Origin of the sequence: Mycobacterium sp. URHB0044 (genome assembly GCF_000620625.1) — a bacterium.
Classification (GTDB): domain Bacteria; phylum Actinomycetota; class Actinomycetes; order Mycobacteriales; family Mycobacteriaceae; genus Mycobacterium.
Genome location: NZ_JIAW01000002.1, coordinates 17,878 through 43,405, shown reverse-complemented (window position 1 = coordinate 43,405; position 25,528 = coordinate 17,878). Strand labels below are relative to the sequence as shown.

Here is a 25,528-nt window from a genome sequence, read left to right as displayed (position 1 = left end):
CAAAGGTCGGACACCAGACCAATAGCACTCTAATGTGCCTAGGCAGTGGCCCGCCGCGTCAAGGGGTGGGCATCTTCGGAACGAAGGGAAATCACCGTGCCCGAGGGTCACGAACTACTCGACGACGACGAGAAGCACCTTGCGTCGCTCGGCTACAGCCAGGAACTGCATCGATCCTGGTCCGGCTTCTCGAACTTCGCCATCTCGTTCTCGATCATCTCGATCCTGGCGGGCTGTTTCACGTCGTTCGGCCTGGGCTGGAACAACGGCGGCCCCGCAGCGATCGCCTGGGGCTGGCCGATCATTTCGGTCTTCATCCTGATCATCGGACTCTGCATGTCCGAGCTGGTGTCCGCGTATCCCACGTCGGGCGGCATCTACTGGTGGGCCAGCAAGCTCGGAGGGGCGAAGGCCGGCTATTACACCGGCTGGCTGAACCTGATCGGGCTGATCGCCATCCTGGCGTCGGTCGCCTACGGGTCGGCGACGTTCCTCGACCTCACGCTGGGCACCTTCAGCGAGACCTGGTTGAACGGTTACAGCCTGACGAGGACGTTCATCATGTTCCTCGTCATCCTGGTGATAGCCGCGACGATCAACATCTTTTCGTCGCACCTCCTCGCGGTCATCAACAACATCTCGGTCTGGTGGCACGTCGTCGGTGCCGCCGGCGTCATCGTCATCCTGTGGCTGATTCCCGAGCAGCACGCCAGCTTCTCGACGGTCTTCGCCACGACCGTCAACAACACCGGCTTCTTCGGCGGATCCTCGTCGGGCCTTACCTTCCTGTTCTTCGTGCTGCCGATGTCGGCGATCCTGACGCAATACACGATCACGGGTTACGACGCGTCCGCGCACCTGTCGGAGGAGACAAAGAGCGCGGCTGACGGTGCGGCCAAGGGCATCTGGCGCTCGATCTTCTACTCGGCGATCGGCGGCTGGATCCTGCTGCTCACCTTTCTGTTTGCCGTTCAGGACGTCGACGGCGTGACGGCGGGCGGTGGCGCGGTCGCGACCATCTTCAGCCAGGCGATGGATTCCAAGTGGGTCGCCGTCGTCCTGCTCATCTCGACCGCCGGGCAGCTGTTCTGCACGACCGCCTGCCAGACCAGCGCGTCGCGCATGCTGTTCGCGTTCAGCCGCGACCGTGCGGTACCGGGACACCAACTGTGGTCGAAGCTGAGCACCAAGAAGGTGCCAGCGAATGCGGTCATGGTCACTGCAACCATTGCGGCGATCATCACGCTGCCGGCGCTGGTCGAGGTGGACATCAACGGCGCACCGGTCCCGATCGCGTTCTTCGCGGTGGTGTCGATCGGCGTGGTCGGCCTTTACCTGTGCTTCGCGGTGCCGATCTACTACCGCTGGAAGCTCGGCGATTCATTCGCCGTTGGCAAGTGGAACCTGCGCGGACACCACAAGTGGATGGCGCCCGTGGCGCTGATCGAAATCGTCGTCACGTCGATCATCGCGATGTTCCCCACTTCGATCGGTGGCGCACCGTGGGACGCCAGCTTCGAGTGGAAGTTCGTCAACTACACACCGCTGCTGGTGGGTGGCGTGCTGATCCTGCTGTGGATCTACTGGCACGCATCGGTGAAGAACTGGTTCACCGGTCCGATCAAGCAGGTGGAGTTGACCGACTCGGGTGAGGAAGTGTTCCTCGAGAACTAGCTGGTGGCCGCCGGGATCACCAGGTACTGGTGCGCAGCACGATCTCGGCGGCCAGCTGCGCCGTCGACTCTTGCGCGTTTCGCCTGCCGAGCAGTTCGACCAACCGGAAGTCGCCGTACACGTAGCGCTGACTGGCCCTGGCCACGTTGCGGGCGGCGGGCGTACTCACCAGGGCGGTGGTGTTCACCTCCACCGGGGGGCAGTCACCGTCCCGGATCACGCCGGCCTGGTCGGCGACGCACGGATGGCCGCGGTCGATCACCACCAGACCGGTGAAGCGATCCCACCGCAAGGCCGCCAGTTCCCAGGCCAACTCGCCGCCGATGCGGTCGCCGACGAGGAGCGCCCACCGCACCCCGAGGCTGTCCAGGATGCCGATCACCGACTTCGCGCTGAGACGTGGGTCGGGTCCGATCACGACGGTGCGCAGCGATGCGGTGTGCAGCCGCTGACAGACCGCGTCGTACGCCGACGGCCCCTGGTGTGCGGCCCCGAGCACCACGACGACGGACCCGTTGTCGGGGCCTGACACGTCGACGGCGGCTTGGAAACCGTCGACGGTTACGACAGTCGAGGGCATTCGGCCACGCTACAGGGATTGATCAAGTCCGTGGGCTGGTTTTCACCCGCCGTTCACTTCGCGGTCAGCGTAATTCGAGGCGTTGCGCCTGCTGGACGATTAGGTCCAGAAACGTCTGCGGCAGCGTGGCTTTGGCGGTCACCGCCGGGTTCGGAGTCGGGAACGCGATGGCGAACAAGGCCGACGGGCCGATGTTCTCGAACGAGAAGAAGGCGCTGCTGCGCTCGGTTCCCAGCTGCATCGTCTGCTGGTAGACGAGCGCGTGTGGACGCGACGTCTCGAGCCGCGTGGTGGTCATCGGGATGCCTTGCGAGGACGGGTCGAAGAACGTCTGAAAGTTCGCGCAACGGTCCGCGACGGCCGCGAGCCCGTCGAGGTCGAGCTGCCAGGACACCAACGTCATCACGATGCGGGCGCCGTCGTAGGCGACGACGTACTTCGCCGCAGCGCCCGCCCCGCGCTCGGCCGACTCGGCGATCACCCGGGTGAGCCCGTCGGTGCAGCCCTCGGGGTGCGACGGCATCGGCGGTGGACCACCCTCACCGTCGGCGGCGCCAGGGGCGTCCGTGATGCGGCCGTACTGCACGCCGGGCGGAAAGTCGGCGGGCGTCAGCAGTGCTGCCTGCAGTCGGGCGCCGGGCCAGGTCGCGGTTCCCTCGATGGCGCGCGCACAGCCTGACGACGTGGCGGTAAGCAGCGCCAGTACGACGGCTGCGGTTCGCCGTCCGATCATGTCTCGAGGCTACTCAGCCCCGACGTCACGGTCGGCCGCCGCGGCGCGCCACGCTCGAGTAGTTCCATGACGGCGTCGACGTCGAGGTGGGAGGCCAACAGGTCGGCCATCAAATCCAATTGGGCGTCGCGGCGCGCGGTGACGTCCGTGTCGTCGGCAACGGTGAAACCCCGTCGTCCCGCCGCCTCGGCGGCCTCGGTCAACCACGCGCGGCGGACGTCGTCATTGTCGAGTAGTCCGTGCCAGTGGGTGCCGAATACCGCCCCGTGGCGGATCCCGACACCGAGCCAGTCGGCCTCCGCGCTGCGAGTGAGCTGGCCGTGGTGGATCTCGTAGCCGTGCAGGGGCTCCTCCCAGTGCTTGAGGGTCTTCTCCGGCGCGAAGACGATGTCGGCATCGAGCAGACCGAGGCCCTCGGTGCGGCCCGTCGCGGATTCCACCTCGTCGTCGATGGTGCGGCACAACATCTGCAGGCCGCCGCACACACCGAGCACCGGCTTCCCCGACTCCGCGTGCGCGGCAACCCCGTTCGCCAGTCCGCTCGAACGCAGCCAGCCGAGATCGGTCACCGTCGCCTTGCTGCCGGGAAGCACGACGACGTCGGCGTCTGCCAGATCGGAGGGTTCGGTGACCCAGCGCACCAGCACACCGGGTTCGCAGGCGAGCGCCTCGACGTCGGTGGAGTTGGAGATGCGCGGAAATCGGATGGCCGCCACCCTCAGCCACTCCGACCCCCGCGGCGGTTGCGACTCCCCCACCACACGGTGCGCGTGCACCGACAACGAGTCCTCGGCGTCCAGCCACAAGCCGTCGCTGTACGGAATGACGCCGTAGGTGGGACGGCCGGTGAGCAGACGCAGCTGCTCCAGCCCGGGTGCCAGCAGGGCGGGATCGCCACGGAACTTGTTGACCACGAAGCCGGCGATGAGGCGCTGGTCGTCCGGTTCGAGCACGGCGACGGTGCCGAAGAGGTGCGCGAGCAGCCCGCCCCGGTCGATGTCGCCGACCAGCAGGACGGGCAGGTCAGCCGCGCGGGCCAAACCCATGTTGGCCAGATCGGTTGCGCGCAGGTTGATCTCGGCCGGTGAGCCGGCGCCCTCACAGATCACGGCGTCGAATTCGCCTCGCAGCGAAGCGAGTTCATCGGCCACCACTGCCGCTAGCTCAGTGCGGTGCTGGAAGTAGTCGGCGGCGGCGACCGATCCAGCGACCCTGCCTCGGATGACCAGTTGCGACGTGCGGTCGCCGCCGGGTTTGAGCAGGATCGGGTTGAACCGGACACTGGGCGCCAATCCCGCGGCGCGTGCCTGCATGGCCTGGGCGCGGCCGATCTCGCCGCCGTCGACGGTGACCGCCGAGTTGTTGGACATGTTCTGCGCCTTGAACGGCGCGACGCGAATGCCCTTGCGCGACAAAAGTCGGCACAGCCCGGCGACGACCATCGACTTTCCGGCATCCGACGTGGTGCCTGCGACCAGCAGCGCGCCGCCAGTGTGCGGATTCATACGCCCAGACCGGCGCGTCGCGTACGAAACCGCACTGTCGGCGTCAGATCAGTCGACCAGCGTCAGGATGTCTGCGCCGTCCTCGGTGACCACCAGCGTGTGCTCGAACTGCGCGGTCCACTTCTTGTCCTTGGTGGCGACCGTCCAGCCGTCGTCCCAAATCTCGTAGTCCAGCGAGCCGAGGTTGATCATCGGCTCGATGGTGAACGTCATCCCGGGCTCCAGCACGGTATCGACGGCGGGCTGGTCGTAGTGCAGCACGACCAACCCGTTGTGGAAGGTGGTGCCGATGCCGTGGCCGGTGAAGTCGCGAACCACGTTGTAGCCGAAGCGATTCGCGTACGACTCGATGACCCTGCCCACCACCGACAACGAACGTCCGGGCTTGACCGCCTTGATCGCCCGCATCGTCGCTTCGTGGGTGCGCTCGACGAGCAACCGGTGCTCCTCGGAGACGTCGCCCGCCAGGAAGGTGGCGTTGGTGTCGCCGTGCACGCCATCGATGTAGGCGGTGACGTCGATGTTGACGATGTCGCCGTCCTCCACGACCGTCGAGTCGGGGATGCCGTGACAAATGATCTCGTTGAGCGACGTGCAGCACGACTTCGGGAAACCCTTGTAGCCCAGCGTCGACGGGTACGCACCGTTGTCGACCATGTAGTCGTGGGCGATCCGATCGAGTTCGTCGGTGGTGACCCCCGGCGCGACGGCCTTGCCGGCCTCGGCCAGAGCGCCCGCCGCGATCCGTCCGGCGACCCGCATCTTCTCGATCACCTCGGGCGTCTGCACCCAGGGTTCGGTGCCCTCCTGCACGGTCGGCTTCCAGGCGTACTCCGGGCGCGGAATCGACTTGGGTACCGAAAGCGTCGGCGACAAGTCTCCAGAACGGAGTGCGGTGCGAACGGGCATGACACCTAGAATAGCTAGGAGAACGTCACTCTCTTAAATTGAGAATGATATCGTGAGTCATGCTAAGTGAGTCGACTCCCATGGACGTCACGCCCGGACATCTCCTGGGCCAGCTGGGCATGCGCGACGTGGTCGACTCCGCCGATCGGATCGTCATCGAGATGGACAACCGGCCCGATCTGACCAACATCCGCGGCGCGCTGCAGGGCGGACTGCTGGCCACGCTGATCGACATCGCGGCAGGGCGGTTGGCGGGCAACCTCGTCGGCTCCGACCAGGACGTCACCACCGCGGACATGAACGTCCACTTCCTGGCCCCCATCGTGGTCGGACCCGCGCGGGCGGAGGCCACGATCGTGCGAGCCGGCAGACGATTGATCGTCACGTCCGTCGACGTCACGGATGCGGGCCGCGACCGGCTTGCCGCGCGCGCGACGCTGTCCTTCGCGGTGCTCGAGCGCCGCTGACCGGCTCCCTGTCGCCGGACGTCGCGTGCCGGTGAGCTGTTCGACGAACAGTTGAAAGATGGCCTGCGTCGTCGCAGGGCGTAGTCGACCAGCACGACTGAGGGTGGCCAGTCCCCTCACGCTCACGCCGATCATCGCTCGCCATGTCTCCCTTTAGCAGCGATAGGAACCCTAGCACTGCTATTGACACCGCATAGGCTCAGGGTTAGCGTTGCTAGCAGTTGCCCCGAAGAGGAGTCATGACATGGAGCTGGATCTCATCACCCGCGCCGCCGCACTGCTCGCGGTGCTCGCAACCGCGGTGGTCTACGGCACCGACGTGTTCTGCGCGATCGTGCTGCGACCGGCCCTGGCCGCCGTCGACGACAGCGCCCTGGTCGCGCTCACGGGAAGCGTGCATCGCTACGGCGACCGACGCATGCCGGTGCCCGGGGCGCTCGGGGTGCTGGCCACTGCCACCACCGCGGTGCTGGCGGTGGTGGCCGGACACTGGGCACAGGCCATCGCGGCAGCCGCCGCCCTCGTCCTGCTGGTGGTCTGGCTCGTGCTCTACACACGGGTGAGCGCACCCATCAATCGGCAATTGACCGCAGCCGCCGGCGCCGGCCATACACTGCTGAACGGGCGTGCGCTGCAAGCAAAGTGGGACTCGATCATCGTGGTTCGCGCGGGCCTGCAAGGTCTAGCAGTGGCCGGCCTATGCGTGGCGCTGATGCTCTGACACTCCCCAACGCCACCACTGTCACCAACTCACCCAGCAAGTCATGACCAGTCCAGAATTCGCCGCCGACATGGCCGGCTTCGACGTCGACGACATCACCGACGTTCAGTCGGTACTGCTCGACCCGACGCCATTCTCACCAATTCACCAGCCACACGCAGGAGTACGCCCATGAACATCCTCACCGCGATCGGCTACACACTCGCCGGAGTCATCGCCGCGGCCATCATCGTCATCGGCGTACGATTCCTCGTCGCCCCGCGCGCCGCGGCCGCCGGATACGGCATACAACTCGACCTTGGCCAGGCATCCGTCGGCGCCTACACGAGCATCAAGGGCATTCGCGACATCGCATCGGGACTGTTCGTCATCATCCTGATGGTCGCAGGAGCCACCCACCTACTGGGCTGGGTAATCCTGGCCGCCACCATCATTCCGCTCGCCGACACCGCCATCGTGCTCAGCAACGGTGGCCCCAAATCCATTGCCTGGGGAATCCACGGCGCCACCGCCGCCATCATGCTCATCACATCCGCACTGCTACTCGTCTCCTAAACGAAGCGGAGGAGTGCTCGAACGGCGCTGACTAACCCCGGTCGCGGCCGAACCACGACCGGCGCGGCCCGCGGATGTCGATCGAACCGCAGACGCTTCGCCCGGTGAGGATCACGTGCGGCCGCCCGTCGGCGGGCGCGTCCTTGCGGTGATCGCGTGCGCTGCCGACGATCACCTCGACGTCGTCGATCGACGCGCTCGCACCGTCCGGCAACCGGATGTCTACCGAGCCGAACTTCACGTCCAACTCGATCACCACGATTGGGCCGGCGAAGCGCGCCTTCGTCAGATCCAGATCGATGGAGCCCATGCGCCGAACCAGCGCCAGGCGGGTCGGCACCACCCACTCCCCTTGGCGCTTCAGCGATCCCAACACACCCCGCAGCTCGACGCGGTCGGTCGCGGTGGTGACGATCGCACCGGGCCCCGGCAGATCCTCGACCAGGGCCGCGAGTTCGGAGTGCAGCCGGGCATGCGATACCGCGACCGACCGTTCTTCGAACTCGTCGATGTCGATCAAGCCGAGCGCCACGGCGTTGTGCAGCCGGCGTTGCGTGCCGTTGCGGTCGGCATCCGAGATGCGCAGCGCGGCCACTTCGGCGTTCGCACCGGAGTTGCTGCTGGAGCCAGGATTGCCAATGGTCATGTGAGCCCGTCCCCTTTCAGGGACCAGGCTACTCAGGCGAGGTAGTCGGGGGGCAGTCCGTTGAGCATGTCCTTGCACATCCGCACCGCGTATTCCGAGCTGCCTCCCCCGACGATCAGCGCGGCGAAGGCGAGGTCACCGCGGTATCCGGCGAACCACGCGTGTGAACCGCCCTCGAACTCGGCCTCACCGGTCTTGCCGCGCACGTCGCCTGCGTCTTGCAGATCCTTCGCGGTGCCGTTGGTCACCACCAGCCGCATCATCGGCCGCAGGCCGTCGATCATCTTCGGCGAGATCGGCGGAACGTCTGCGGACACCTCGGTCTGGCGACCCTCGATCAATTGGGGCACAGGGGTTTTCCCGGCAGCGACGGTCGCGGCGGCCAATGCCATGCCGAACGGGCTGACGAGCACCTTGCCCTGGCCGAAACCGTCTTCGGTGCGTTCGGTGAGATTCACCGTCGGCGGCACCGAACCGGTCACGGTCGTGATGCCGTCGACCACGTAGTCCGTGCCGATGCCGTATTGAGCGGCGGCGGTGGTCAGGCCCTTCGGCGGCATCCTGCTGGCCAACTCCGCGAACGTGGTGTTGCACGAACTCGCGAACGCCCGCGACATCGGCACGGTGCCCAGATCGAAGCCGCCGTAGTTGGGGATCGTGCGCTGGCCGATGTCCATGTGCCCGGGGCAGCCCAACAGTGTGTTGGGGGTGGCCATGTCGCGGTCGATCGCTGCGCCGGCCGTGACGATCTTGAACGTCGAACCGGGCGGGTAGAGCCCGGTGGTGGCAGCCGGCCCGTCGGCGTCGGCAGCGGCATTCTGCGCGACGGCGAGGATTTCGCCGGTGGACGGTTTGATCGCCACGATCATCGCCTTGCGGCCGACCATGTTGACGGCGTCCTGCGCCGAGTCCTGCACGGCCCGGTCCAGGCTGATCGTCACCGATGGCGCAGGCGCACCCTGCACCTCGTTGAGCACGTCGACTTCGGCGCCGTTCTGGTTGACGCTGACGACGCGCCAGCCTGCTTCGCCGTCGAGTTCGTCCAGCACGGACTGCTTCACCTGGCTGATGATCGCCGGAGCGAAGCGATCGTCGGTCGGCAGCAATTCGGCCTGAGGGGTGATGATCACGCCCGGCCGGTTGCCGATGGCGGCCGCCACGCGGTCGCGGTCGGCCTGGCGCAGCGTGATCAGATCGAACGGCTTCGGCGAGGAACTGGCCTGCTCGGCGAGGCGTTGCGCGTCGATGGTGTCGTCGAAGGGACGCAAGGCATCGGCCACGGCCACGGCGGTCGGCATGAGGTCGCCGCCTGCGGCCCTGGCGTCCAGCGCGTAGTGGTACAGGTAACCGGGCACCAACACGTCGCTGCCGCCGCGCTCGTTGACCGACGCCCGCCGTGGCGGGTCGGCCCGCAGCGCGAACGTCTGATGCTCGCCGAGGTTCGGGTGCAATCCGGTTGCGCTCCAACGGACTTCCCACTTGCCCTCGTCGCGGACCATGTTGAGCTGCCCGTCATAGGTCCAGGTGCGCTTCTTCGGCAGGTGCCAGGTGTATCGGTACGTCACGCTGCCGGTGTCCTCGGCGTACTTGGAGCTGAGGATCTGGGCGTCCAGGCCGGTGGCCTGCAGCCCCGACCAGGCCTCGTTGAGCGCGGCCTGCGCGTCGGCGGGCTTGTCGCTGAGGTCGGCGGCGGCGCCGGTGTTGCCCGTCGCGAGGGCCGCGAAGAAGGCCTCGGCGGTCGGTTCGGGCCCGTTGGGTTTCGGCGTGCACGCACTCAGCGCGCCGGCGGCCCCGATGACGATGGTCACCGTCAGCAGACTGGCGACCCGTGATGCGGATGAGGTTCGTGTTGCCATTGGGGCAAATGTTATGAGCGTGACGGCACGATTCGGCGGAGGCGCACCGAGACCGGACCGTGACTAATCCGACAACCCACGGCGACCATTGCGCCGAAATGGAATTCCTCGTCGTTCAACGGCGCGCGCAACGACCATGTGCGCCGTCTCGGCGAGGGGATCAGACCGACGGCTGTCAGTCGAGCAGCACCGTGGCGAACGTGCCGACCTCGCGAAAACCGATTCGCGCGTAGGTGGCTCGGGCGACGGTGTTGAAGCTGTTGACGTACAGGCTCGCAGTGCGGCCGCTGCGGACGACGGCGGCAGCGAGCGTGGCGGTGCCCGCAGCACCCAGGCCTCGCCCGCGGGAGTCCGGATGCACCCACACGCCCTGGATCTGGCCGACGGCCGGCGATTGCGAGCCGACTTCCGCCTTGAACACGACTTCGCCGCGCTCGAAGCGCGCCCACGCGCGGCCCGCGGCGATCAGACCGGCCACCCGACGCCGATAGCCGCGACCACCGTCCCCGAGGCGGGGATCGACACCGACTTCGCCGATGAACATGTCGATGGCAGCTACCAGGTACGCGTCGAGTTCGTCCATTCGGACGGGGCGCACGGCGGGATCGATCGGACACTGTGGCGGACCGTCGAGTGCCATCAGAGGCTGATGCTCCCGCACGTCGCGGGCCGGACCCCAGGCGTTCTCCAGCCGATGCCACATCGGCATGACCAACTCGGCGCGGCCGACCAGCGACGAGCAGCGGCGGGCGGTTCCCATCGCCTTGTCGGCGAACGCGTTCAAATCACCGATGTCGCCACGCAGCGGGATGAGGTTCGGCCCGGCGTAGCACAGCGATTCGCTGGGACGGCGCCTCGTCCACAGCTCTCCCCCGATGGCGGTCGGGTCGACACCGTGATCGGCGACCCGCGAGGCGACCATGCACGTACCGACGGGGTCCTCGTTGAGCACCTGGCCAACCACGGCGGCATCGCGCACCACGGTCACGCGTCGCTCGTCGGCGAGGCGGAACAGCGGAGGGGCCGACATGATGACTCTTTCTACAACAACCCTCGGAGTGAGGTGACCCCGCTCACAGGGGTCGACCTCAGCTTACGGTCACGATGGGCGAACCGCTCGCATCATCGGAAGTGCGCTCCTCGGCGATGCGCATTGCCTCCTCGATCAGGGTCTCCACGATCTGCGACTCGGGCACCGTCTTGATGACCTCGCCCCTGACGAAGATCTGGCCCTTGCCGTTGCCCGACGCGACACCGAGGTCCGCCTCGCGTGCCTCACCTGGCCCGTTGACTACGCAGCCCATCACGGCCACCCGCAGCGGGAAGTCCAAGCCGTCGAGCCCGGCGGACACCGCGTTGGCCAGCGTGTAGACGTCGACCTGGGCGCGCCCGCACGACGGACACGACACGATCTCCAGCCCACGCGGGCGCAGATTCAACGACTCGAGGATCTGGTTGCCGACCTTGATCTCCTCGACGGGCGGCGCCGACAACGACACCCGGATGGTGTCGCCGATGCCGCGAGACAGCAAGGCGCCGAACGCGACTGCGGACTTGATGGTGCCCTGGAACGCCGGGCCCGCCTCGGTGACACCGAGGTGCAGCGGATAGTCGCACTGCGCTGCCAGCTGCTCGTAGGCGGCGACCATGACGACGGGATCGTTGTGCTTGACGCTGATCTTGATGTCGCCGAAGCCGTGCTCCTCGAACAGCGAGGCTTCCCACAGCGCGGACTCGACCAACGCCTCCGGGGTGGCCTTGCCGTACTTCTTCATCATCCGCTGATCTAGCGAGCCGGCGTTGACGCCGATCCGGATCGGGATTCCCGCGGCACCGGCCGCCTTCGCGACCTCCTTGACCCGCCCGTCGAACTCCTTGATGTTGCCGGGGTTGACCCGCACGGCCGCGCAACCGGCGTCGATCGCGGCGAAGATGTACTTGGGCTGGAAGTGGATGTCGGCGATGACCGGGATCTGAGACTTCTTCGCGATCGCGGGCAATGCGTCGGCGTCCTCCTGGCGCGGGCAGGCCACGCGGACGATGTCGCACCCCGAGGCGGTCAGTTCGGCGATCTGCTGCAGCGTCGCGTTGATGTCGTGGGTCTTCGTGGTGCACATCGACTGCACCGCGATCGGGTAGTCGCTGCCGACGCCGACGTCGCCCACCATCAACTGGCGGGTCTTGCGCCGCGGCGCCAGGGTCGGAGGGGGCGGGGCAGGCATGCCCAGCCCGATGGATGTCGTCATGGCGTCTCCTACTGGAAGAGTCTGATGGGGTTGACCAGGTCGGCGGTGACGGTCAGCAGCATGTAGCCGACCACCACGACCAGCACGACGTAGGTCGCGGGTAGCAGTTTGAGGTAGTTCACCGGAGCCGCGGGCAGGCGACCACGCGCCGACCGCAGCAGGTTGCGGATCTTCTCGAATACCGCGATGGCGATGTGGCCGCCGTCGAAGGGCAGCAGCGGAACGAGATTGATCGCGCCGAGCACGAAGTTCAACTGCGCGAGGAAGAACCAGAACGCCACCCACAGCCCGTGGTCGACGGTGTCGCCGCCGATGATGCTGGCGCCGACCACGCTGATCGGCGTCTCCGGGTCGCGCTCGCCGCCGCCGATCGAATGCACCAGCGCCCCGACCTTGGTGGGGATCTTCACCAACGACTTGCCGAGTTCCACAGCCAGGTCGCCGGTGAAGGCGAACGTCGCGGGCACCGCCGACAGCGGGTTGTACGGCGTGGGCAGGAACTGGGCGGGTGCCACCCCGATGGCCCCGATGGTCGTGGGGCTGGTGTCGTCCTTCTTGACCCAGCGCTCGGTGCGTTCGACGTCGACGACGGTGGTGAATTCGCGGACCTGACCGTTCTCGTTGCGCTGCACGACGAACGGCGTCGGGCCGCCCGCCTTGCGCACCGCAGCCACCAACTCGTCGAAGGTCTTCACGTCGGTGCCGCCGACCTTGACCACGGTGTCGCTCGGCTTGATTCCCGCGATGGCCGCGGGGCCGGGGCCCTGGCACTTGCCCGGCTCGCCCTTGCTGACATCGGCTGCCACGCAAGCGGTTTCGCCGACGATGGCGGTGGTCGGCGGATGCAGGTTCGGCAGCCCCCACACGATGGCGATGCCATAGATCAGCACCAGGCCGATGATGAAGTTCATCGCGGGCCCGGCGAACAGCACCGCGACGCGCTTCCACACCTTCTGCCGGTACATCGCGTACGGGCGGTCCTCCGGTGCGATTTCGTCGACCGACGTCATGCCCGCGATGTCGCAGAAGCCGCCGAGCGGGACGGCCTTGACGCCGTACTCGGTATGACCCAGCCGGTTCGGCCGCATGGTCGACCACACGGTGGGGCCGAAGCCGACGAAGTAGCGGCGGACCTTCATGCCGGTGGCGCGCGCCACCCACATGTGTCCGCATTCGTGCAGGGCTACGGACAGCAGAATGGCCAGCGCGAAGAGCACGATGCCGATCACGAACATCATCTGGTGGGTACGACCTCCTGTGCGACCGCCCGTCGGGCCCGGTCGCGGGCCCAGTCCTGCGCGTCGAGTACGTCTTCCACGGTAGCGGGTTCGACGGCCCACTGATCTGCGGCGTGCAACACGTCGCTCACCGTTCGGACGATGGACGGGAACCGGATGCGCCCGGCGAGGAACGCCGCCGCGGCCTCTTCGTTCGCGGCGTTGTACACGGCGGTCAGGCAGCCACCGCGGCTTCCGGCGTGCCTGGCGAGCGCGACGGCGGGAAACACGGCGTCGTCCAGGGGCTCGAACTCCCAGGTCGAGGCCGTGCTGAAGTCACACGCCTGCGCGGCGCCGGCCACCCGGGCGGGCCAACCCAGCGCGAGCGCGATCGGCAGCTTCATGTCGGGCGGGCTGGCCTGGGCGATCGTGGAGCCGTCGGTGAAGGTCACCATCGAGTGCACGATCGACTGGGGGTGCACCACCACGTCGATGCGGTCGTAGGCGACGCCGAACAGCAGGTGCGTCTCGATGAGTTCCAGGCCCTTGTTCACCAGCGACGCCGAGTTCAGCGTGTTCATCGGACCCATCGACCAGGTGGGATGGGCGCCGGCCTGCTCGGGGGTGACGTGCTCGAGGTCCGCGGCGGCCCACCCCCGGAACGGTCCACCCGAGGCGGTCAGGACGAGGCGCGCGACCTCGTCGGCGGACCCACCACGCAGGCACTGCGCGAGTGCGGAGTGCTCGGAGTCCACCGGCACGATCTGTCCTGGCGCGGCGGCCTTGAGCACCAGCGGCCCGCCGGCCACCAGCGACTCCTTGTTGGCCAGCGCCAACCGGGCGCCCGACGCCAGCGCGGCGAGCGTGGGCCGCAGGCCGAGCGCACCGACCAGGGCATTGAGCACGACGTCGGCCTCGGTGTTCTCCACCAGCCGGGTCGCGGCGTCGGGACCGGCGTACGTGACGTCCCCGATCCGGGCTGCGGCCGCCGGATCGGCTATCGCCACGCTGGACACGCCCGTCTCGCTGCGCTGACGATCGAGCAGGTCGGCATTGCCGCCGCCCGCGGCCAGCCCGACCACCTCGAAGCGGTCCGGGTTCGCGGCGATGACCTCGAGGGCCTGAGTGCCGATCGAGCCGGTGCTACCCAGCACCAGGACGCGCAGGCGGCCAGAGTCGCCGGAATTGCTCACCGGTCCATTGTGCCGCGCGACCGCCGTCCCGAACGAGTCCGCGCTCGTTATGGCCGAAAAGTGACGCGAACGCTATTCGTTCATCTAGCGCATCGCCCCCCGCGCCGAGGGATCTGCGGTGGCCTCGATCTTCATCACCTTTTCGTCGCGGATCGTCAGCACCACCACGGCGAAGAGGTGCCCGCGGTCGAACGCCAGGAGCACCGGCTCCCCTGCCGGGCCGCCGACGACCGTCGCTCCCGGCCCGAGGTAACGCATCAGGTTGGCGGCAACGGCTTGCGGTCCATGGTTGACCTGAGGCGGAGGTGCCGGGTCGGCGAGCACGGTGCCGACGCCCCACACCGTGGGGTCGAGCACCGACGCCAGCGCCTCGATGTCGCCGTTCGCGCAGGCCGTGATGAACGTGTCGGTGACGCGCCGATGGTCGGTGCGCGGCACCTCGGCGGCCCGGGGCGCCGCGTCCGCGAACTTGCCCCGTGCGCGACGGGCCAGCTGACGGCACGTACCCGCCGGCCTCCCGACGGTCTCCGCGATCTCGTCGAACGGCACCGCGAACACGTCGTGCAGAACGAATGCCACCCGCTCCCCCGGTGAGAGGCGGCGCAGCACCTCCAACAGCGCGTTGCCGACTTCGTCGTCCAGCGTCACGCGATCGGCGGGATCACGTCCGGCGGCGACGTCGTGTTCGGGCCGCAGCACCGTCTCCAGCCGGACCCGCGCCGACCTCAGTTGGTCCAGGCACAACCGGCCGGCGACGACGGTCAGCCAACCCCTGACATCGTCGATGCCGTCCTGGTCTGCGCGTGACAGCCGCAGGAACGCCTCCTGCGCGACGTCCTCGGCCTCGCCGACGTCGCCGAGCATCTGATAGGCGAGGTTGACCAGGTAGGGGCGATGATTGCGCCACGCCGCTTCGACCGACGGTGAATCGCTCATGTAATCAAGACGATTCAGCGGCTCGGAAAGTTACGCACAGCCGGGTGTAACTTTTGCCGGCGCCGTCTCGTCCTATTCGTCATGAACACGATTCTGATCACTGGCGCTACCGGCAACGTCGGCCGCCCTCTCGTCAATCATTTGGTCGACGCCGGCGCACGGGTCCGCGCGCTCACCCGTCACCCGGAGACCGCGCAGTTCCCCGCAGGCGTACAGGTGGTCGGCTCGGCCACCGAAGGTCTGCGTGGAGCGGATGCGGTGTTCCTCAACTCGCGGGCGCTCGGCGCGGAAATGGAGCCGGTGGTCGCCGCGGCACGCGCCGCCGGCGTGACACGCCTGGTCGCCCTGTCCGCCATCAACGCCGACGACGACTTCGCCCGGCAGCCGTCCCGATTCCGGGGCGACCGCAACAAGGAGGCCGACCAGCTGGCCGCCGAGTCCGGTTTGGAGTGGGTCAGCCTGCGCCCCACGGTGTTTGCATCCAACTTCGCAGGCATGTGGGCACCCCAGCTCCGCGCCGGGGACGTGGTGGCCGGACCGTACGCCTCCGCATCCACCGCGGTCATCGTCGACCACGACATCTCGGCAGTGGCGGCGCGCGCATTTCTCACCGATGACCTTCTGGGCCAACGGATTCCGTTGACCGGTCCGCAGGCGCTCACCAACGCGGAGATGGTCGCCATCATCGGGACCGCCCTCGATCGTCCGGTGCGCTACCACGAGGTTCCCAATGAACTCGTGCGTCAGCGCTTCATCGGGCTGGGCTTTGGAGCGGAGTTCGCCGACGCGTACATCGCCCTGCTCGCCGAGACCGTCGACCGGCCGGCGTTGGTGACCCATGACGTGGAGAAGATCCTCGGTCGCGCAGCCACCTCGTTCGCGCAGTGGGTGTCCGATCACCGCGCGTTCTTCACCGAATCGTAAGGGAGACACTGATGTCCGACCTACGGCCACCGCGGTGGCTGAAGCCGATGAACAAGCTCGTCGTCGCGATGCAGAGGGTTGGTGTGCGTACCGGGCCGGCGATGGTGCTGACCGTTCCTGGCCGAAAATCCGGGCGGCCACGCAGCACTCCGATGACCCCGTTCGAGTTCCGCGGCGGCCTGTACACCGTGGCCGGATATCCCGGCTCCGACTGGGCGGCGAATGCCCGCGCGGCGGGGTCGGGAACGCTCGTCGGGGGCCGCCGATCACGCCGCGTCAGAATCGTCGAGTTGTCCGTCGCGGAGTCGCGGCCCGTGCTGCGAGCGTTCGCGGTGAAGGTGCCGGTCGGCGTGGGCTTCGCCAAACGCAGCGGCCTCGTCGTCGACGGCACGCCCGACGAATTCGAGGCGCTGGCCGGACGTTTGGCGGTGTTCCGGTTCGACGACGTGTCGTGACGCCGGTTGGCTCGCGGCTCAGGCGGCCGCCGGGCCCGCCGCCCGCCGCACGTCGATGTCGCCCGATGCGGTGCGGGCTCGAACGACAAGGGTTTCGTCGCCGTCTTCAGGACCATCGGACGCTTGCAGTCCGTTGCTGACGACGCCCGATCTGGTTTCGAGATCGAGCCGCGCCGCGGTGCCCATGGCGATGCCAACCTCGACCTCACCGCTGCTGGTGTCTGCCGAGATGGTGCCGTTGACGGCGGTGGCGACGCTGACTCCCCCGGACGCCGACTGCGACTTGACGGCCCCGCGCAGCGTGCCGATCACGAGGTTTGCACTGGCCGCCTGGAACTTCAGGTCACCCTCGAGCTGGTCGATGGTCGCGTTGCCCGAGGCCGTCGAAATCGACACGTTGCCCCGCGCTTGGTGCACGGTGGTGGCCCCGGATGCGGTGTCGGCCTTGACGTTCCCCGTGACGGAGTCCACCTGTAGTTTGCCGCTGGCCGAGCTGAAGCGGCAGTCGGCGAATACGCCGTCGGCGCGGACGTCGGCGGACGCCGATGACGCTTTGAGCCGGGAACCCGAAGGCAATTGGATGTCGATGTCGACCGCGCCGCCGCGGCCCAACGAGACGAATCGTCTGCCTGCGGAAACCGTCAGGGTGCCGTGGCCGAAGTCGACGCGCGCCTGCTCGGCGGCCCGGACGTCGGAAGCGCGCGACGGGTCGTGCGGTCGGACGTCGACGGCGGTGTCGTCGCGGTCCGTCGCCGTGACCCGGACCGTGCCTGCGACCACCTCGATGACGGCCGTGATCGGTTCGGGTGTCTGAAAAGTGGGCATTGCGAATCCTTTCGATTGCCGTTCGGTTTCTTGGGGTTTCAGCGGACCCAGCCGCTGAACTGCTTGTCGGTAGGCCGCACGCGACGCGATTGACCACCACCGAGGGCCGAGGTGACGGCGCGGACCAACCAGCCGTTGACGGACGCACCGTCGCGGCGTGCGGCGGCTTCGACGCCCGACTTCAGGTGTTCGGGCAGTCGCAGCGTCACGCGCCACGTGCCGCCGTCCTCGACGTCAGCCTGCGGGGTGTCGAGCGGACCGTCGTCGTACTCCTCGACCGGCCCGTGCGTTGGTGACGTCACCGCGAACTCCGGATCGCGGCCACGAAGCCGGACCTCGACCGATCCCGGCGCCAGTTCGCGGGTGATCTCCTCGGCGGCCGCCGACAGCGCCTCGAGCACGGCGAGGCGGATGGCCGACTCCAGTGGTGCGCTGAGGCGATCGGCCAGCGCCGCAGCGTCGTCTCCGCCCGCACCAGCGGCGACGTTCAGCTCGTGCCGGACGGAATCGACGTAGGGCTGCAAGTCCATGGTGTCATGGTGACATCACTTTGATGTCACCGCAAGTGTCGTGGCGGTGTCAGCGGCGGACGCCGCTACACCGTCGCCACGGTGCCGCCATCGACCGTCACGTCGGTGCCCACCACCGACGACGCCGCGTCGGACACCAGGAAGCCGACCACCTCGGCGACTTCCTCGGGGCGAGCAGGCCGGCCCAAGGGGATTCCGCCGAGCGAGTCCATCAGCGTCTGCAACGCAGCGGCTTCATCGGTACCGCCAGCAGCGGCGATCCGGGCGATCAGCGCGTCGGCCGCGGTGGTCTGGATGAAGCCCGGTGACACGGTGTTGACCCGAATTCCCTTCGGCGCCAGCTCGTTTGCCAGACCCTTGCTGTAGGCGCGCAGTGCGGCCTTGGCCGCGGCGTAGCCGAGCGTGCCGTCGTACAGCGGCATCCGCGCCTGGATCGACCCGACGTGGACGATCGCACCGGAGCCGGCCTCGATCATGGCGGGCACCAGGGCGCGGTCGAGCCGGACCGCACCGAGCAGGTTGAGCTGCAGCTCGTCGAGCCAGTGCTGGTCGGTCAACGTCGCGAATCCGCCTGCGGGCGCCGATGATCCACCGGCGACGTGGACCAGGATCTGCGCACCGCCCAGCCTGGACACATGCTCGGCTACGGCGTCGACGCCTTCGGCGGTGGTGATGTCGGCGACGACGAAGTCGTCCGCCTCTCCGACTCGGTGGCGCGCGACCACGGTCGTCTCCGCCCCCGCCGCGCGCAACCGGGCCACGACGGCGGCGCCCGCACCTTTGCTCCCTCCGGTCACGACGGCGCGGCGCCCTTCGAGCGACATCACGCCACCCCTCCACGGTCGGAGCGGAAGATCGGCCAGCACAGGTCGGTCTCCCACTGCGACGAGTCGTCGGTATCCCAGGCGAATCTTCGGTAGTACTCGCGCAGTGGACCGTCGACGCTGATCTCGTGCCGGGTCGCGTAGTCGCCGAGTGCACTGTAGGCAAGGTCGACGTCGTCGTGCGGACCCCGATGCGCGATCACGACGAGTTCGGCTGCGGGCACGGCGAATTCGCCCACGCGGCCGACCGCGCGAACGTCGCCGGCGACGGGGATGAACACCGTGGCGGGGCCGCGGTCGTCGGCGAAGATCTCGAAGCCGAACAGGGCGCCTAGCGGCCCCACCTGGTCGAGTCGCTGAGCCCGCACCGCATCCCGTAGTTCGGTGACCGCGTCCTGCCACCACGCCAGCAGTTCGTCGCGCTCGACGACGGCGTGCACCGCGATCGACGGCGTCGCCGGCACACTGCGGTGCTGAAGTTCGGGCGCGCCCGCCGGCCTCTCGAGGATGTCGCGCAGCGCCGTCACGGCGGCGCGGGTCTGCGCCAGCTGAGCCTCCAGACGGCTGAGGTGGGCGCTGATCATGGCGTTGCGGTCGTCGGGGTCGGCGGCGAGCACCGAGCGGACGTCGGGAATCGGCATGTCGAGCGCCCGTAGTCGGCGCACCACCTGCGCGGTCGGCACCTCGTCGTGCGAGTAGTACCGGTACCCGGTGGTGGGGTCGACGTGATGCGGCTCGACGAGTCCGACGTCGTGGTAGTGCCGCAGCGTCTTGACGCTCAGCTGCGTCATCCGCGAGAAGTCACCAATGGAGAGCAAGTCAGCAGGCATGCGGCCAGTCTGGAGTCTCCCCCTACGGAAGGGTCAAGGCACGTCCCACCGCATGCGTTTGACAGCCCGTTTTTCGGGTACCAAGCCGGTGTAATCCGTTGCTGGCCAGGATTAGGAGGTGCGGCACGTGAAAAGGCTCATCGTTCTTGGTACAGGATCCGTGGGAGCTGCGGTCGCCGCGATGGCGCTGTTCGGAACGGGTATCGCGGCCGCGGATGACTACGCCGGCCAGACCTACTCGGATGCGTCCGCGGCGGCCAGTGATGCCGGTCAGACGGTCGTGATCGCCAGCAAGGTCGGTGACTTCCTGCAGCAGGACGACTGCATAGTCACGAGTTCGCAGAATGCCCCGTTCCTCCATGGCGACGACTTTGCGCACGTCACCGACACGGTGCAGTTCAATTTGAACTGCATGGGCGCCGTCGCCACCGCCTCCAGTCCCGGCGCTTCGGCGGCCAGTCCCGAGGGCCGAGCGGCCAAGTCCACGGTGGAGGAGGCTGCGGCGGCGGCTGGTGAGACCTCTCCCGACGGAGTGCCAACGATCGACGGCATTCCATGCACTGGCAGAGAACTCAGCGAGTGCATCGGACTCGCCAAGAGCGCCGGCTGACGGCTCGGCGCTATATCGAGTCCCCCGGCGGGAAGTTCTCGACCCAGTGCCGAGCGATGTCGACGCGGCGGGCGATCCACACCTTGTCGTGCGACAGCACATGATCGAGGAACCGCTCCAGCGCCGCGATGCGGGCCGGACGGCCGATCAGGCGGCAGTGCAGCCCGACCGACAACATCTTCGGGGCGCCTGCCGCTCCCTCGGCGTACAGCACGTCGAAGGCGTCGCGCAGATACGTGAAGAAGTCGGTGCCGCTGGGGAATCCGCTGGCGGACACGAACTTCATGTCGTTGGTGTCCAGCGTGTAGGGCACCACGAGGTGGTCCTTGCCGTCGACGGGCGTCCAGTAGGGCAGGTCGTCGGCATAGGAGTCGGCGTCGTAGAGGAAGCCGCCGTGCTCGACGACCAGTCGGCGCGTCTGCGGTGAGTCTCGGCCGGTGTACCAGCCCAGCGGGGCCGCGCCGGTCAGCTCGGTCATCAGCTCGACCGCCTGCGCCATGTGCTGCCGCTCGACGTCGGGGTCGACCAGCTGATAACTCAGCCATCGCAGCCCGTGGCAGGCCAACTCGTCGCCGCGGGCCATGAACGCGGCGACCGCTGCCGGATTGCGGGCCAGTGCCAGCGCCACCCCGAAGACGGTCAGCGGCAGACCGCGCCGGTCGAACACCCTCAGCACCCGCCACAGCCCGGCACGCGAGCCGTACTCGTAGAGCGATTCCAGGCTCATGTGCCGGTTGGGGAATGCTTGGGCGCCAACGACTTCGCTGAGGAACGTCTCGGAGGCGGGGTCGCCGTCCAACACGTTGCTCTCGGCGCCCTCCTCGTAGTTGAGGACGAATTGCACCGCGACCTTGGCACCGCCGGGCCAGCGCGGGTCGGGCGGGTTGGGCCCGTAGCCGATCATGTCGCGCGGATTGTCGGCCGCGCCGGAGCCCTCGGTCATGTTGGCATTCTGGCAGCAGGCCGGCGCCGGTGCCGCCTACCGCACCTTCGACATCACGGTTTCGGCGAACCGTTCGATGGGGCTGCGGAACGACGCGACGTCGCCCGGTTCGACATCGGCCGCGCCCATCCAGGGCGCGCACATCACCGCGGTGATGCCGATGTCCTCGGCCCGCTGGTACAGCTCCGGCGTCGGCACGTCCAGTAGGGCGAGCATGATGTCGAACGGTTCGTCGTGGCGCCCGTACTCGCGGCGCAACTCGTGCAATCGCTCGACGTAGCGCACGGCGTCGTCCCAGAGGTATGCGGTGCCCACCCAGCCGTCGCACAAGCGGGCGGCCCGGCGCAGGGCCGCCTCGGATTCGCCCCCGCACATGATCGGCACCGGCGCGGGCGGGTGCGGTTCGAGCATCAGCTCCGGCACGTCGTAGTACTCGCCGCTCCACGACACCCAGCCGCCCTGCCACAGCGCGCGCAGTGCCGGAATCATCTCGTTGAGCCGCTTGCCGCGGTTGTCGAACGGCTGGCCGAGCAGCTCGAACTCCTCGCGCATCCAGCCCGCGCCAACGGTCAGCGACACTCGCCCATCGGAGATGACGGCAGCGGTAGCTACCTGCTTGGCCACCTCCAGAAGAGGCCGGGCCGGCGCAACGTAGACGGCGTTGGTGAAGCGCAGCCGACTCGTGATGGCGGCCATCGCACCGATCATCACCCAGGAGTCGGGCCAGCCGGTTTCCGGCGGCCACGGCGGGGCGTCGGCGCCAGTCGGGTAGGGCGACGTCAGCTTTCGCGGATAAATGAGGTGATCGGCACAGATCATGCCGTCGAAGCCGGTTTCGTCGAGCATCCGCGTCACGGCCAACGCGTCGCCAGCGTTCATGAAGGCCGTACCGGACCAGAACTGCATCGCCCCAGCCTGCCGCACCGTGGGTTTCCGTAGGTCGGAATGCGGGCAAGATCGGTGCATGCCCACGCTGCTGTGGTTTCGCCGCGACCTGCGCCTGCACGACCTTCCGCCGGTGCTGGACGCGGCGCAGCCCGACGGGCAGGTGCTGGCCTGTTACGTATTGGACCCCCGGCTGCGGGCGTCGGCCGGGCCGCGGCGGCTGCGATACCTCTACGACTCGCTGCGGGAGCTTCGTGACGGGCTGGACGGCAGGCTGCTGGTCGTCCACGGCCGGGCCGAGGCTCGAATTCCCGCACTGGCCAAGCGGATTCGCGCGTCATCGGTGCACGTCTCTGCCGACTACTCGCCGTTCGGCGTGCGTCGCGACGCCGCTGTCCGCGAAGCACTTGGCGACGTGCCGCTCGAGGAGTCGGGGTCGCCGTATCTGGTGTCGCCGGGCCGCGTCACCAAGGCCGACAGCACACCGTACAAGGTGTTCACCCCGTTTTATGCGGCCTGGCGGGAGCACGGCTGGCGCACGCCCGCCAAGTCCGGGCCGAGGTCGGCGCAATGGATCGATCCGACGGACGTCGGCGGCGGCGTCGACATCCCTTCGGGCGACGTCGAACTCGACCTGCCAGCCGGCGAGTCCGCGGCACTGCGGCAGTGGCGGCGGTTCGTCGACACCTCGCTCGCCGACTACGCCGAGGACCGCGACCGTCCCGACCGCGACGGCACCAGCAGGATGTCGGCGCACCTGCACTTCGGCACCATCCATCCGCGGACCATGGCCGTCGACCTCGGCAGCGGCAGGGGCGCGCAGGCGTATCTGCGCGAACTCGCGTTCCGCGACTTCTACGCCGACGTGCTCCACGAATGGCCCGCCAGCGCGTGGTGGAACTGGAACACGTCCTTCGACCGCATCGAGGTCGACGACGATGCCGACGCGAACGCGCGGTTCGAGGCGTGGAAGGCCGGCCGCACCGGGTTCCCCATCGTCGACGCGGGCATGCGGCAACTCGCCGAGTCCGGGTTCATGCACAACCGGCTGCGCATGATCGTCGCCTCATTCCTCGTCAAGGATCTGCACCTGCCGTGGCAGTGGGGAGCCCGATGGTTCCTGGAGCAGCTGGTGGACGCCGACATGGCCAGCAACCAGCACGGCTGGCAGTGGGCGGCGGGCTGCGGAACCGACGCCGCGCCCTACTTCCGGGTGTTCAACCCGACCACGCAGGGACGCAAGTTCGACCCCGACGGGTCGTACGTGCGGCGCTGGGTGCCCGAAGCGGCCGAGCTCGACTATCCCGAGCCGATCGTCGACCATGCCGCCGAACGCGCCGAGGCACTGCGCCGGTACCAGGCCATCCGGTGAGGCCGGACGGGCCACCCGAAGGAAGCCTCACCCAAAACGACGTTGCGTCGTATGTCAGAATTACCCCGTTCACACCCACCGTGAGGAGCAGCCGTGGCCAACACCGAGGTCGAACGACACACCGGCGTAGACGTCGAGGAAGTGCCTTCGGCGAACTGGGGCTGGTCCAAGGAGAACCACCGGGCCATCCAGATCGGCGGCATCCTGGCCGGGCTGTTCATGCTGGCCATGCTGCGCGGCAACCACGTCGGGCACGTCGAGGACATCTTCCTGATCGGTTTCGCGACGGTCATCTTTCTCGTCGTCATCCGCGATTGGTGGCTGCGCCGCCGGGGCTGGACCCGCTAGCGCGCCAGCTTCGCGGTACTGGTTTCGCACCTCCGGCGTGACATTTTCGGCATTTCTTGTAAACCTGAGCTGTGACCGAAACGCATAGCGCCGAGCCGGGCCGATGAGCCTGGTCGCCGGCCGCGGCCCGCTCAGCACCGAGCCGGCGGGATGGTTCTCACCCCCGGTGCCCGGACACGTGGTGTTCGTCGAGCCCCACCCACGACGGGTCGTCGCGCAGTCAGGCGGCCGCATCGTGATCGACACGGAGCAGGCGCTGATGGTGCACCGGCCGGGCCACCCGCTGAGCTACGCGTTCCGCGCCGACGAGGTGGGCGACGTTCCGCAACAGCCGGTGCCCGAGGCGCCGGGATACGTGCACGTGCCGTGGGATGCCGTGGACGCCTGGTTCGAGGAGGGGCGCAGGCTGGTGCACTACCCGCCGAATCCGTATCACCGCGTGGACTGCCGACCCACCAGTCGCCGCCTGCGCACGGGCGTGGCCGACACCGTCCTGGTCGACACCACGGACACCGTCATCGTCTTCGAAACCTCGCTCGAGCCGCGGCTGTACGTCGACCCCGCTCTGGTGCGCACCGACGTGCTGCGGCGATCGGAGACCTCGAGCTACTGCAACTACAAGGGCGTGGCGACGTACTGGTCCGCGGTCATCGGCGACACCGTGGTCGACGACGTCGCCTGGAGCTATGACGATCCCCCACCCGAAACACTGCCCATCAAGGGGTATCTCAGCTTCGACGTCGCCCGCGTGGACGTCGTCGCCGAACTACCGCGGGCCTGAGCCAAACCGTCACGACGCGGCAATGACCAGCCGGCCGAACCGCTCGATGGTCTCCACCGCGTGCGCCAGGCTGTCGCCCGGCACCTGCACCTGCGTCCAGGTGACGCCCAGCGCGGCGAGCTTCTCGACGCCGGAAAGGTATGCGTCGGCGTTGAAGTCGTCGTCCGCCGGATTGCCGCCCGCGGCGTTGCTGAACGTGACGTCGATGGCCCCCGGATCCCGGCCCGCCGCCTCGCACCGGAGGCGCAGGTCGTCGATTCCCGCGCCGAGCTCGTCCAGTGATTCCATGCTCGCCGTGCGCGCGGTCTGCGCGAGCACTGCGGGCGCGGGGAACGGGCACCACCCGTCGCCGTATGCGGCGACCCGCCGCCGTGCCGCCGCGGTGTTGCCACCGATCCAGATCGGCGGATGCGGTTGGGTTACGGGCCGGGGATGCGCGGTGATTCCGCTGGCACTGAAGTGCAGACCGTCGAACGTGACGTCGTCACCCGTCCAGATGGCGCGAATGGCTTGCAGCGCCTCTTCGAAGAGCACTGCGCGTTCGTCGAATTCGACACCGAGGGCGGCGAACTCCCGCTTCAGGTAGCCGACGCCGACCGCCAGGGTAAAGCGGCCGCCCGACAGCAGGTCCAGCGTCGCGCCGGCCTTCGCGACGACGAACGGGTTGCGGTACGGCAGCACCACGATGTTCGGTATCAACCGCAACGTCGTGGTGTGTGCGGCCGCGAATCCCATGGCCACGAAGGGATCCAGCGCATCGTGGCCGCCGGCTTCCAGCCAGCGCTGGGTCGGGGCGGGATGATCGGTGAAGCCGAACCCGCCGAAACCCGCCGCCTCGGCCGCCGCGGCGACCGCGGCCACCCCCGACCCGCTGACCAGTTCCGGGTTGTACGGGTGGCTGTGCATCGGGTGGGTAATCGTGAATCGCATCAGAACACTCCTATGGTCAGAGCAGCACAGTTG

The 25,528-nt window shown here is 68.1% G+C and carries 29 protein-coding genes; 11 read left to right on the top strand and 18 right to left on the bottom strand.

What is annotated here, in order from left to right; all coding sequences use genetic code 11:
- Window positions 1-96 precede the first annotated feature (96 nt).
- A complete protein-coding gene (locus N536_RS0104200; protein WP_029112454.1) occupies window positions 97-1,674 on the top strand; it encodes an amino acid permease in 1,578 nt (525 codons plus the stop codon).
- A gap of 16 nt (window positions 1,675-1,690) precedes the next feature.
- On the opposite strand, the gene N536_RS0104195 is transcribed toward N536_RS0104200, so the two are convergent.
- The 4 genes from N536_RS0104195 to map form a co-directional block, all read right to left on the bottom strand.
- On the bottom strand, window positions 1,691-2,254 hold the full coding sequence (locus tag N536_RS0104195; protein ID WP_029112453.1) for an alpha/beta fold hydrolase: 564 nt from the start codon (window positions 2,252-2,254) through the stop codon (window positions 1,691-1,693).
- Between the two features lie 64 nt (window positions 2,255-2,318).
- Entirely contained in the window at window positions 2,319-2,987 is a 669-nt protein-coding gene (locus N536_RS0104190) for a hypothetical protein (protein ID WP_029112452.1), read from the bottom strand.
- Window positions 2,984-4,492, bottom strand: a complete 1,509-nt coding sequence (locus tag N536_RS0104185; protein WP_029112451.1) for a cobyric acid synthase — start codon at window positions 4,490-4,492, stop codon at window positions 2,984-2,986. The genes N536_RS0104190 and N536_RS0104185 overlap by 4 nt, the downstream gene beginning before the upstream one ends.
- A 48-nt stretch (window positions 4,493-4,540) precedes the next feature.
- Complete coding sequence (gene map, locus N536_RS0104180) at window positions 4,541-5,401, bottom strand: type I methionyl aminopeptidase (RefSeq protein ID WP_029112450.1); 861 nt, start codon at window positions 5,399-5,401, stop codon at window positions 4,541-4,543.
- A gap of 80 nt (window positions 5,402-5,481) precedes the next feature.
- Here map and N536_RS0104175 point away from each other — a divergent pair, with 80 nt between their 5' ends.
- From N536_RS0104175 to N536_RS0104160, 4 genes are all read left to right on the top strand, one after another.
- Window positions 5,482-5,868, top strand: a complete 387-nt coding sequence (locus N536_RS0104175) for a PaaI family thioesterase (RefSeq protein WP_029112449.1) — start codon at window positions 5,482-5,484, stop codon at window positions 5,866-5,868.
- A gap of 244 nt (window positions 5,869-6,112) precedes the next feature.
- Complete coding sequence (locus tag N536_RS0104170) at window positions 6,113-6,589, top strand: DUF1772 domain-containing protein (RefSeq protein ID WP_029112448.1); 477 nt, start codon at window positions 6,113-6,115, stop codon at window positions 6,587-6,589.
- Window positions 6,590-6,632: 43 nt separating this feature from the next.
- A complete protein-coding gene (locus N536_RS43305; RefSeq protein WP_255358399.1) occupies window positions 6,633-6,764 on the top strand; it encodes a hypothetical protein in 132 nt (43 codons plus the stop codon).
- Window positions 6,761-7,144 (top strand): DUF4267 domain-containing protein, encoded by a 384-nt coding sequence (locus N536_RS0104160; protein WP_029112447.1) that lies wholly within the window; start codon window positions 6,761-6,763, stop codon window positions 7,142-7,144. The genes N536_RS43305 and N536_RS0104160 overlap by 4 nt, the downstream gene beginning before the upstream one ends.
- Window positions 7,145-7,175: 31 nt before the next feature.
- On the opposite strand, the gene N536_RS0104155 is transcribed toward N536_RS0104160, so the two are convergent.
- The 7 genes from N536_RS0104155 to sigI form a co-directional block, all read right to left on the bottom strand.
- A complete protein-coding gene (locus tag N536_RS0104155) occupies window positions 7,176-7,790 on the bottom strand; it encodes a DUF1707 domain-containing protein (protein ID WP_051574243.1) in 615 nt (204 codons plus the stop codon).
- A 32-nt stretch (window positions 7,791-7,822) separates the two neighbouring features.
- Window positions 7,823-9,646: a penicillin-binding transpeptidase domain-containing protein gene (locus tag N536_RS0104150; protein ID WP_029112445.1), complete on the bottom strand. Its 1,824-nt coding sequence runs from the start codon at window positions 9,644-9,646 to the stop codon at window positions 7,823-7,825.
- Between the two features lie 175 nt (window positions 9,647-9,821).
- Window positions 9,822-10,676: a GNAT family N-acetyltransferase gene (locus tag N536_RS0104145; protein ID WP_029112444.1), complete on the bottom strand. Its 855-nt coding sequence runs from the start codon at window positions 10,674-10,676 to the stop codon at window positions 9,822-9,824.
- Window positions 10,677-10,734: 58 nt separating this feature from the next.
- The gene (gene ispG, locus N536_RS0104140; RefSeq protein WP_197040065.1) at window positions 10,735-11,892 is read right to left on the bottom strand and encodes a flavodoxin-dependent (E)-4-hydroxy-3-methylbut-2-enyl-diphosphate synthase; all 1,158 of its coding nucleotides are present in this window, start codon (window positions 11,890-11,892) and stop codon (window positions 10,735-10,737) included.
- An 8-nt stretch (window positions 11,893-11,900) separates the two neighbouring features.
- A complete protein-coding gene (locus tag N536_RS0104135; RefSeq protein ID WP_029112442.1) occupies window positions 11,901-13,130 on the bottom strand; it encodes an RIP metalloprotease in 1,230 nt (409 codons plus the stop codon).
- Window positions 13,127-14,302, bottom strand: a complete 1,176-nt coding sequence (gene dxr, locus N536_RS0104130) for a 1-deoxy-D-xylulose-5-phosphate reductoisomerase (RefSeq protein WP_029112441.1) — start codon at window positions 14,300-14,302, stop codon at window positions 13,127-13,129. Before dxr ends, N536_RS0104135 begins: the two co-directional genes overlap by 4 nt.
- 84 nt (window positions 14,303-14,386) lie before the next feature.
- Window positions 14,387-15,238 (bottom strand): RNA polymerase sigma factor SigI, encoded by an 852-nt coding sequence (sigI, locus tag N536_RS0104125; protein WP_029112440.1) that lies wholly within the window; start codon window positions 15,236-15,238, stop codon window positions 14,387-14,389.
- A gap of 81 nt (window positions 15,239-15,319) precedes the next feature.
- Between sigI and N536_RS0104120 the strand changes: the two genes are divergently transcribed.
- Complete coding sequence (locus N536_RS0104120) at window positions 15,320-16,162, top strand: NAD(P)H-binding protein (protein WP_029112439.1); 843 nt, start codon at window positions 15,320-15,322, stop codon at window positions 16,160-16,162.
- 11 nt (window positions 16,163-16,173) lie between these two features.
- Complete coding sequence (locus tag N536_RS0104115) at window positions 16,174-16,617, top strand: nitroreductase/quinone reductase family protein (protein ID WP_029112438.1); 444 nt, start codon at window positions 16,174-16,176, stop codon at window positions 16,615-16,617.
- 18 nt (window positions 16,618-16,635) lie between these two features.
- Here N536_RS0104115 and N536_RS0104110 read toward each other — a convergent pair whose 3' ends face one another.
- The 4 genes from N536_RS0104110 to N536_RS0104095 form a co-directional block, all read right to left on the bottom strand.
- Window positions 16,636-17,442: a DUF4097 family beta strand repeat-containing protein gene (locus tag N536_RS0104110; protein ID WP_029112437.1), complete on the bottom strand. Its 807-nt coding sequence runs from the start codon at window positions 17,440-17,442 to the stop codon at window positions 16,636-16,638.
- A gap of 38 nt (window positions 17,443-17,480) precedes the next feature.
- Complete coding sequence (locus tag N536_RS0104105; RefSeq protein ID WP_029112436.1) at window positions 17,481-17,972, bottom strand: hypothetical protein; 492 nt, start codon at window positions 17,970-17,972, stop codon at window positions 17,481-17,483.
- A 65-nt stretch (window positions 17,973-18,037) separates the two neighbouring features.
- Window positions 18,038-18,796, bottom strand: a complete 759-nt coding sequence (locus N536_RS0104100) for an SDR family oxidoreductase (RefSeq protein ID WP_029112435.1) — start codon at window positions 18,794-18,796, stop codon at window positions 18,038-18,040.
- On the bottom strand, window positions 18,796-19,626 hold the full coding sequence (locus tag N536_RS0104095; RefSeq protein ID WP_029112434.1) for a MerR family transcriptional regulator: 831 nt from the start codon (window positions 19,624-19,626) through the stop codon (window positions 18,796-18,798). Before N536_RS0104095 ends, N536_RS0104100 begins: the two co-directional genes overlap by 1 nt.
- A 127-nt stretch (window positions 19,627-19,753) precedes the next feature.
- On the opposite strand from N536_RS0104095, the gene N536_RS37435 reads away from it, so the two are divergent.
- Complete coding sequence (locus N536_RS37435; RefSeq protein WP_369798377.1) at window positions 19,754-20,236, top strand: hypothetical protein; 483 nt, start codon at window positions 19,754-19,756, stop codon at window positions 20,234-20,236.
- Window positions 20,237-20,246: 10 nt separating this feature from the next.
- On the opposite strand, the gene puuE is transcribed toward N536_RS37435, so the two are convergent.
- Both puuE and N536_RS0104080 read right to left on the bottom strand, forming a co-directional pair.
- Window positions 20,247-21,179: an allantoinase PuuE gene (gene puuE, locus N536_RS0104085; RefSeq protein ID WP_029112433.1), complete on the bottom strand. Its 933-nt coding sequence runs from the start codon at window positions 21,177-21,179 to the stop codon at window positions 20,247-20,249.
- Window positions 21,180-21,215: 36 nt separating this feature from the next.
- Window positions 21,216-22,085: a TIGR03619 family F420-dependent LLM class oxidoreductase gene (locus N536_RS0104080; protein WP_029112432.1), complete on the bottom strand. Its 870-nt coding sequence runs from the start codon at window positions 22,083-22,085 to the stop codon at window positions 21,216-21,218.
- Window positions 22,086-22,143: 58 nt separating this feature from the next.
- Between N536_RS0104080 and N536_RS0104075 the strand changes: the two genes are divergently transcribed.
- From N536_RS0104075 to N536_RS0104065, 3 genes are all read left to right on the top strand, one after another.
- Window positions 22,144-23,436 (top strand): deoxyribodipyrimidine photo-lyase, encoded by a 1,293-nt coding sequence (locus N536_RS0104075; protein WP_029112431.1) that lies wholly within the window; start codon window positions 22,144-22,146, stop codon window positions 23,434-23,436.
- A 93-nt stretch (window positions 23,437-23,529) separates the two neighbouring features.
- On the top strand, window positions 23,530-23,784 hold the full coding sequence (locus tag N536_RS0104070) for a DUF2631 domain-containing protein (protein WP_029112430.1): 255 nt from the start codon (window positions 23,530-23,532) through the stop codon (window positions 23,782-23,784).
- Window positions 23,785-23,887: 103 nt separating this feature from the next.
- Complete coding sequence (locus tag N536_RS0104065) at window positions 23,888-24,565, top strand: DUF427 domain-containing protein (RefSeq protein WP_029112429.1); 678 nt, start codon at window positions 23,888-23,890, stop codon at window positions 24,563-24,565.
- Between the two features lie 9 nt (window positions 24,566-24,574).
- Here N536_RS0104065 and N536_RS0104060 read toward each other — a convergent pair whose 3' ends face one another.
- The gene (locus N536_RS0104060; protein ID WP_029112428.1) at window positions 24,575-25,495 is read right to left on the bottom strand and encodes an LLM class F420-dependent oxidoreductase; all 921 of its coding nucleotides are present in this window, start codon (window positions 25,493-25,495) and stop codon (window positions 24,575-24,577) included.
- Between the last annotated feature and the right edge of the window lie 33 nt (window positions 25,496-25,528).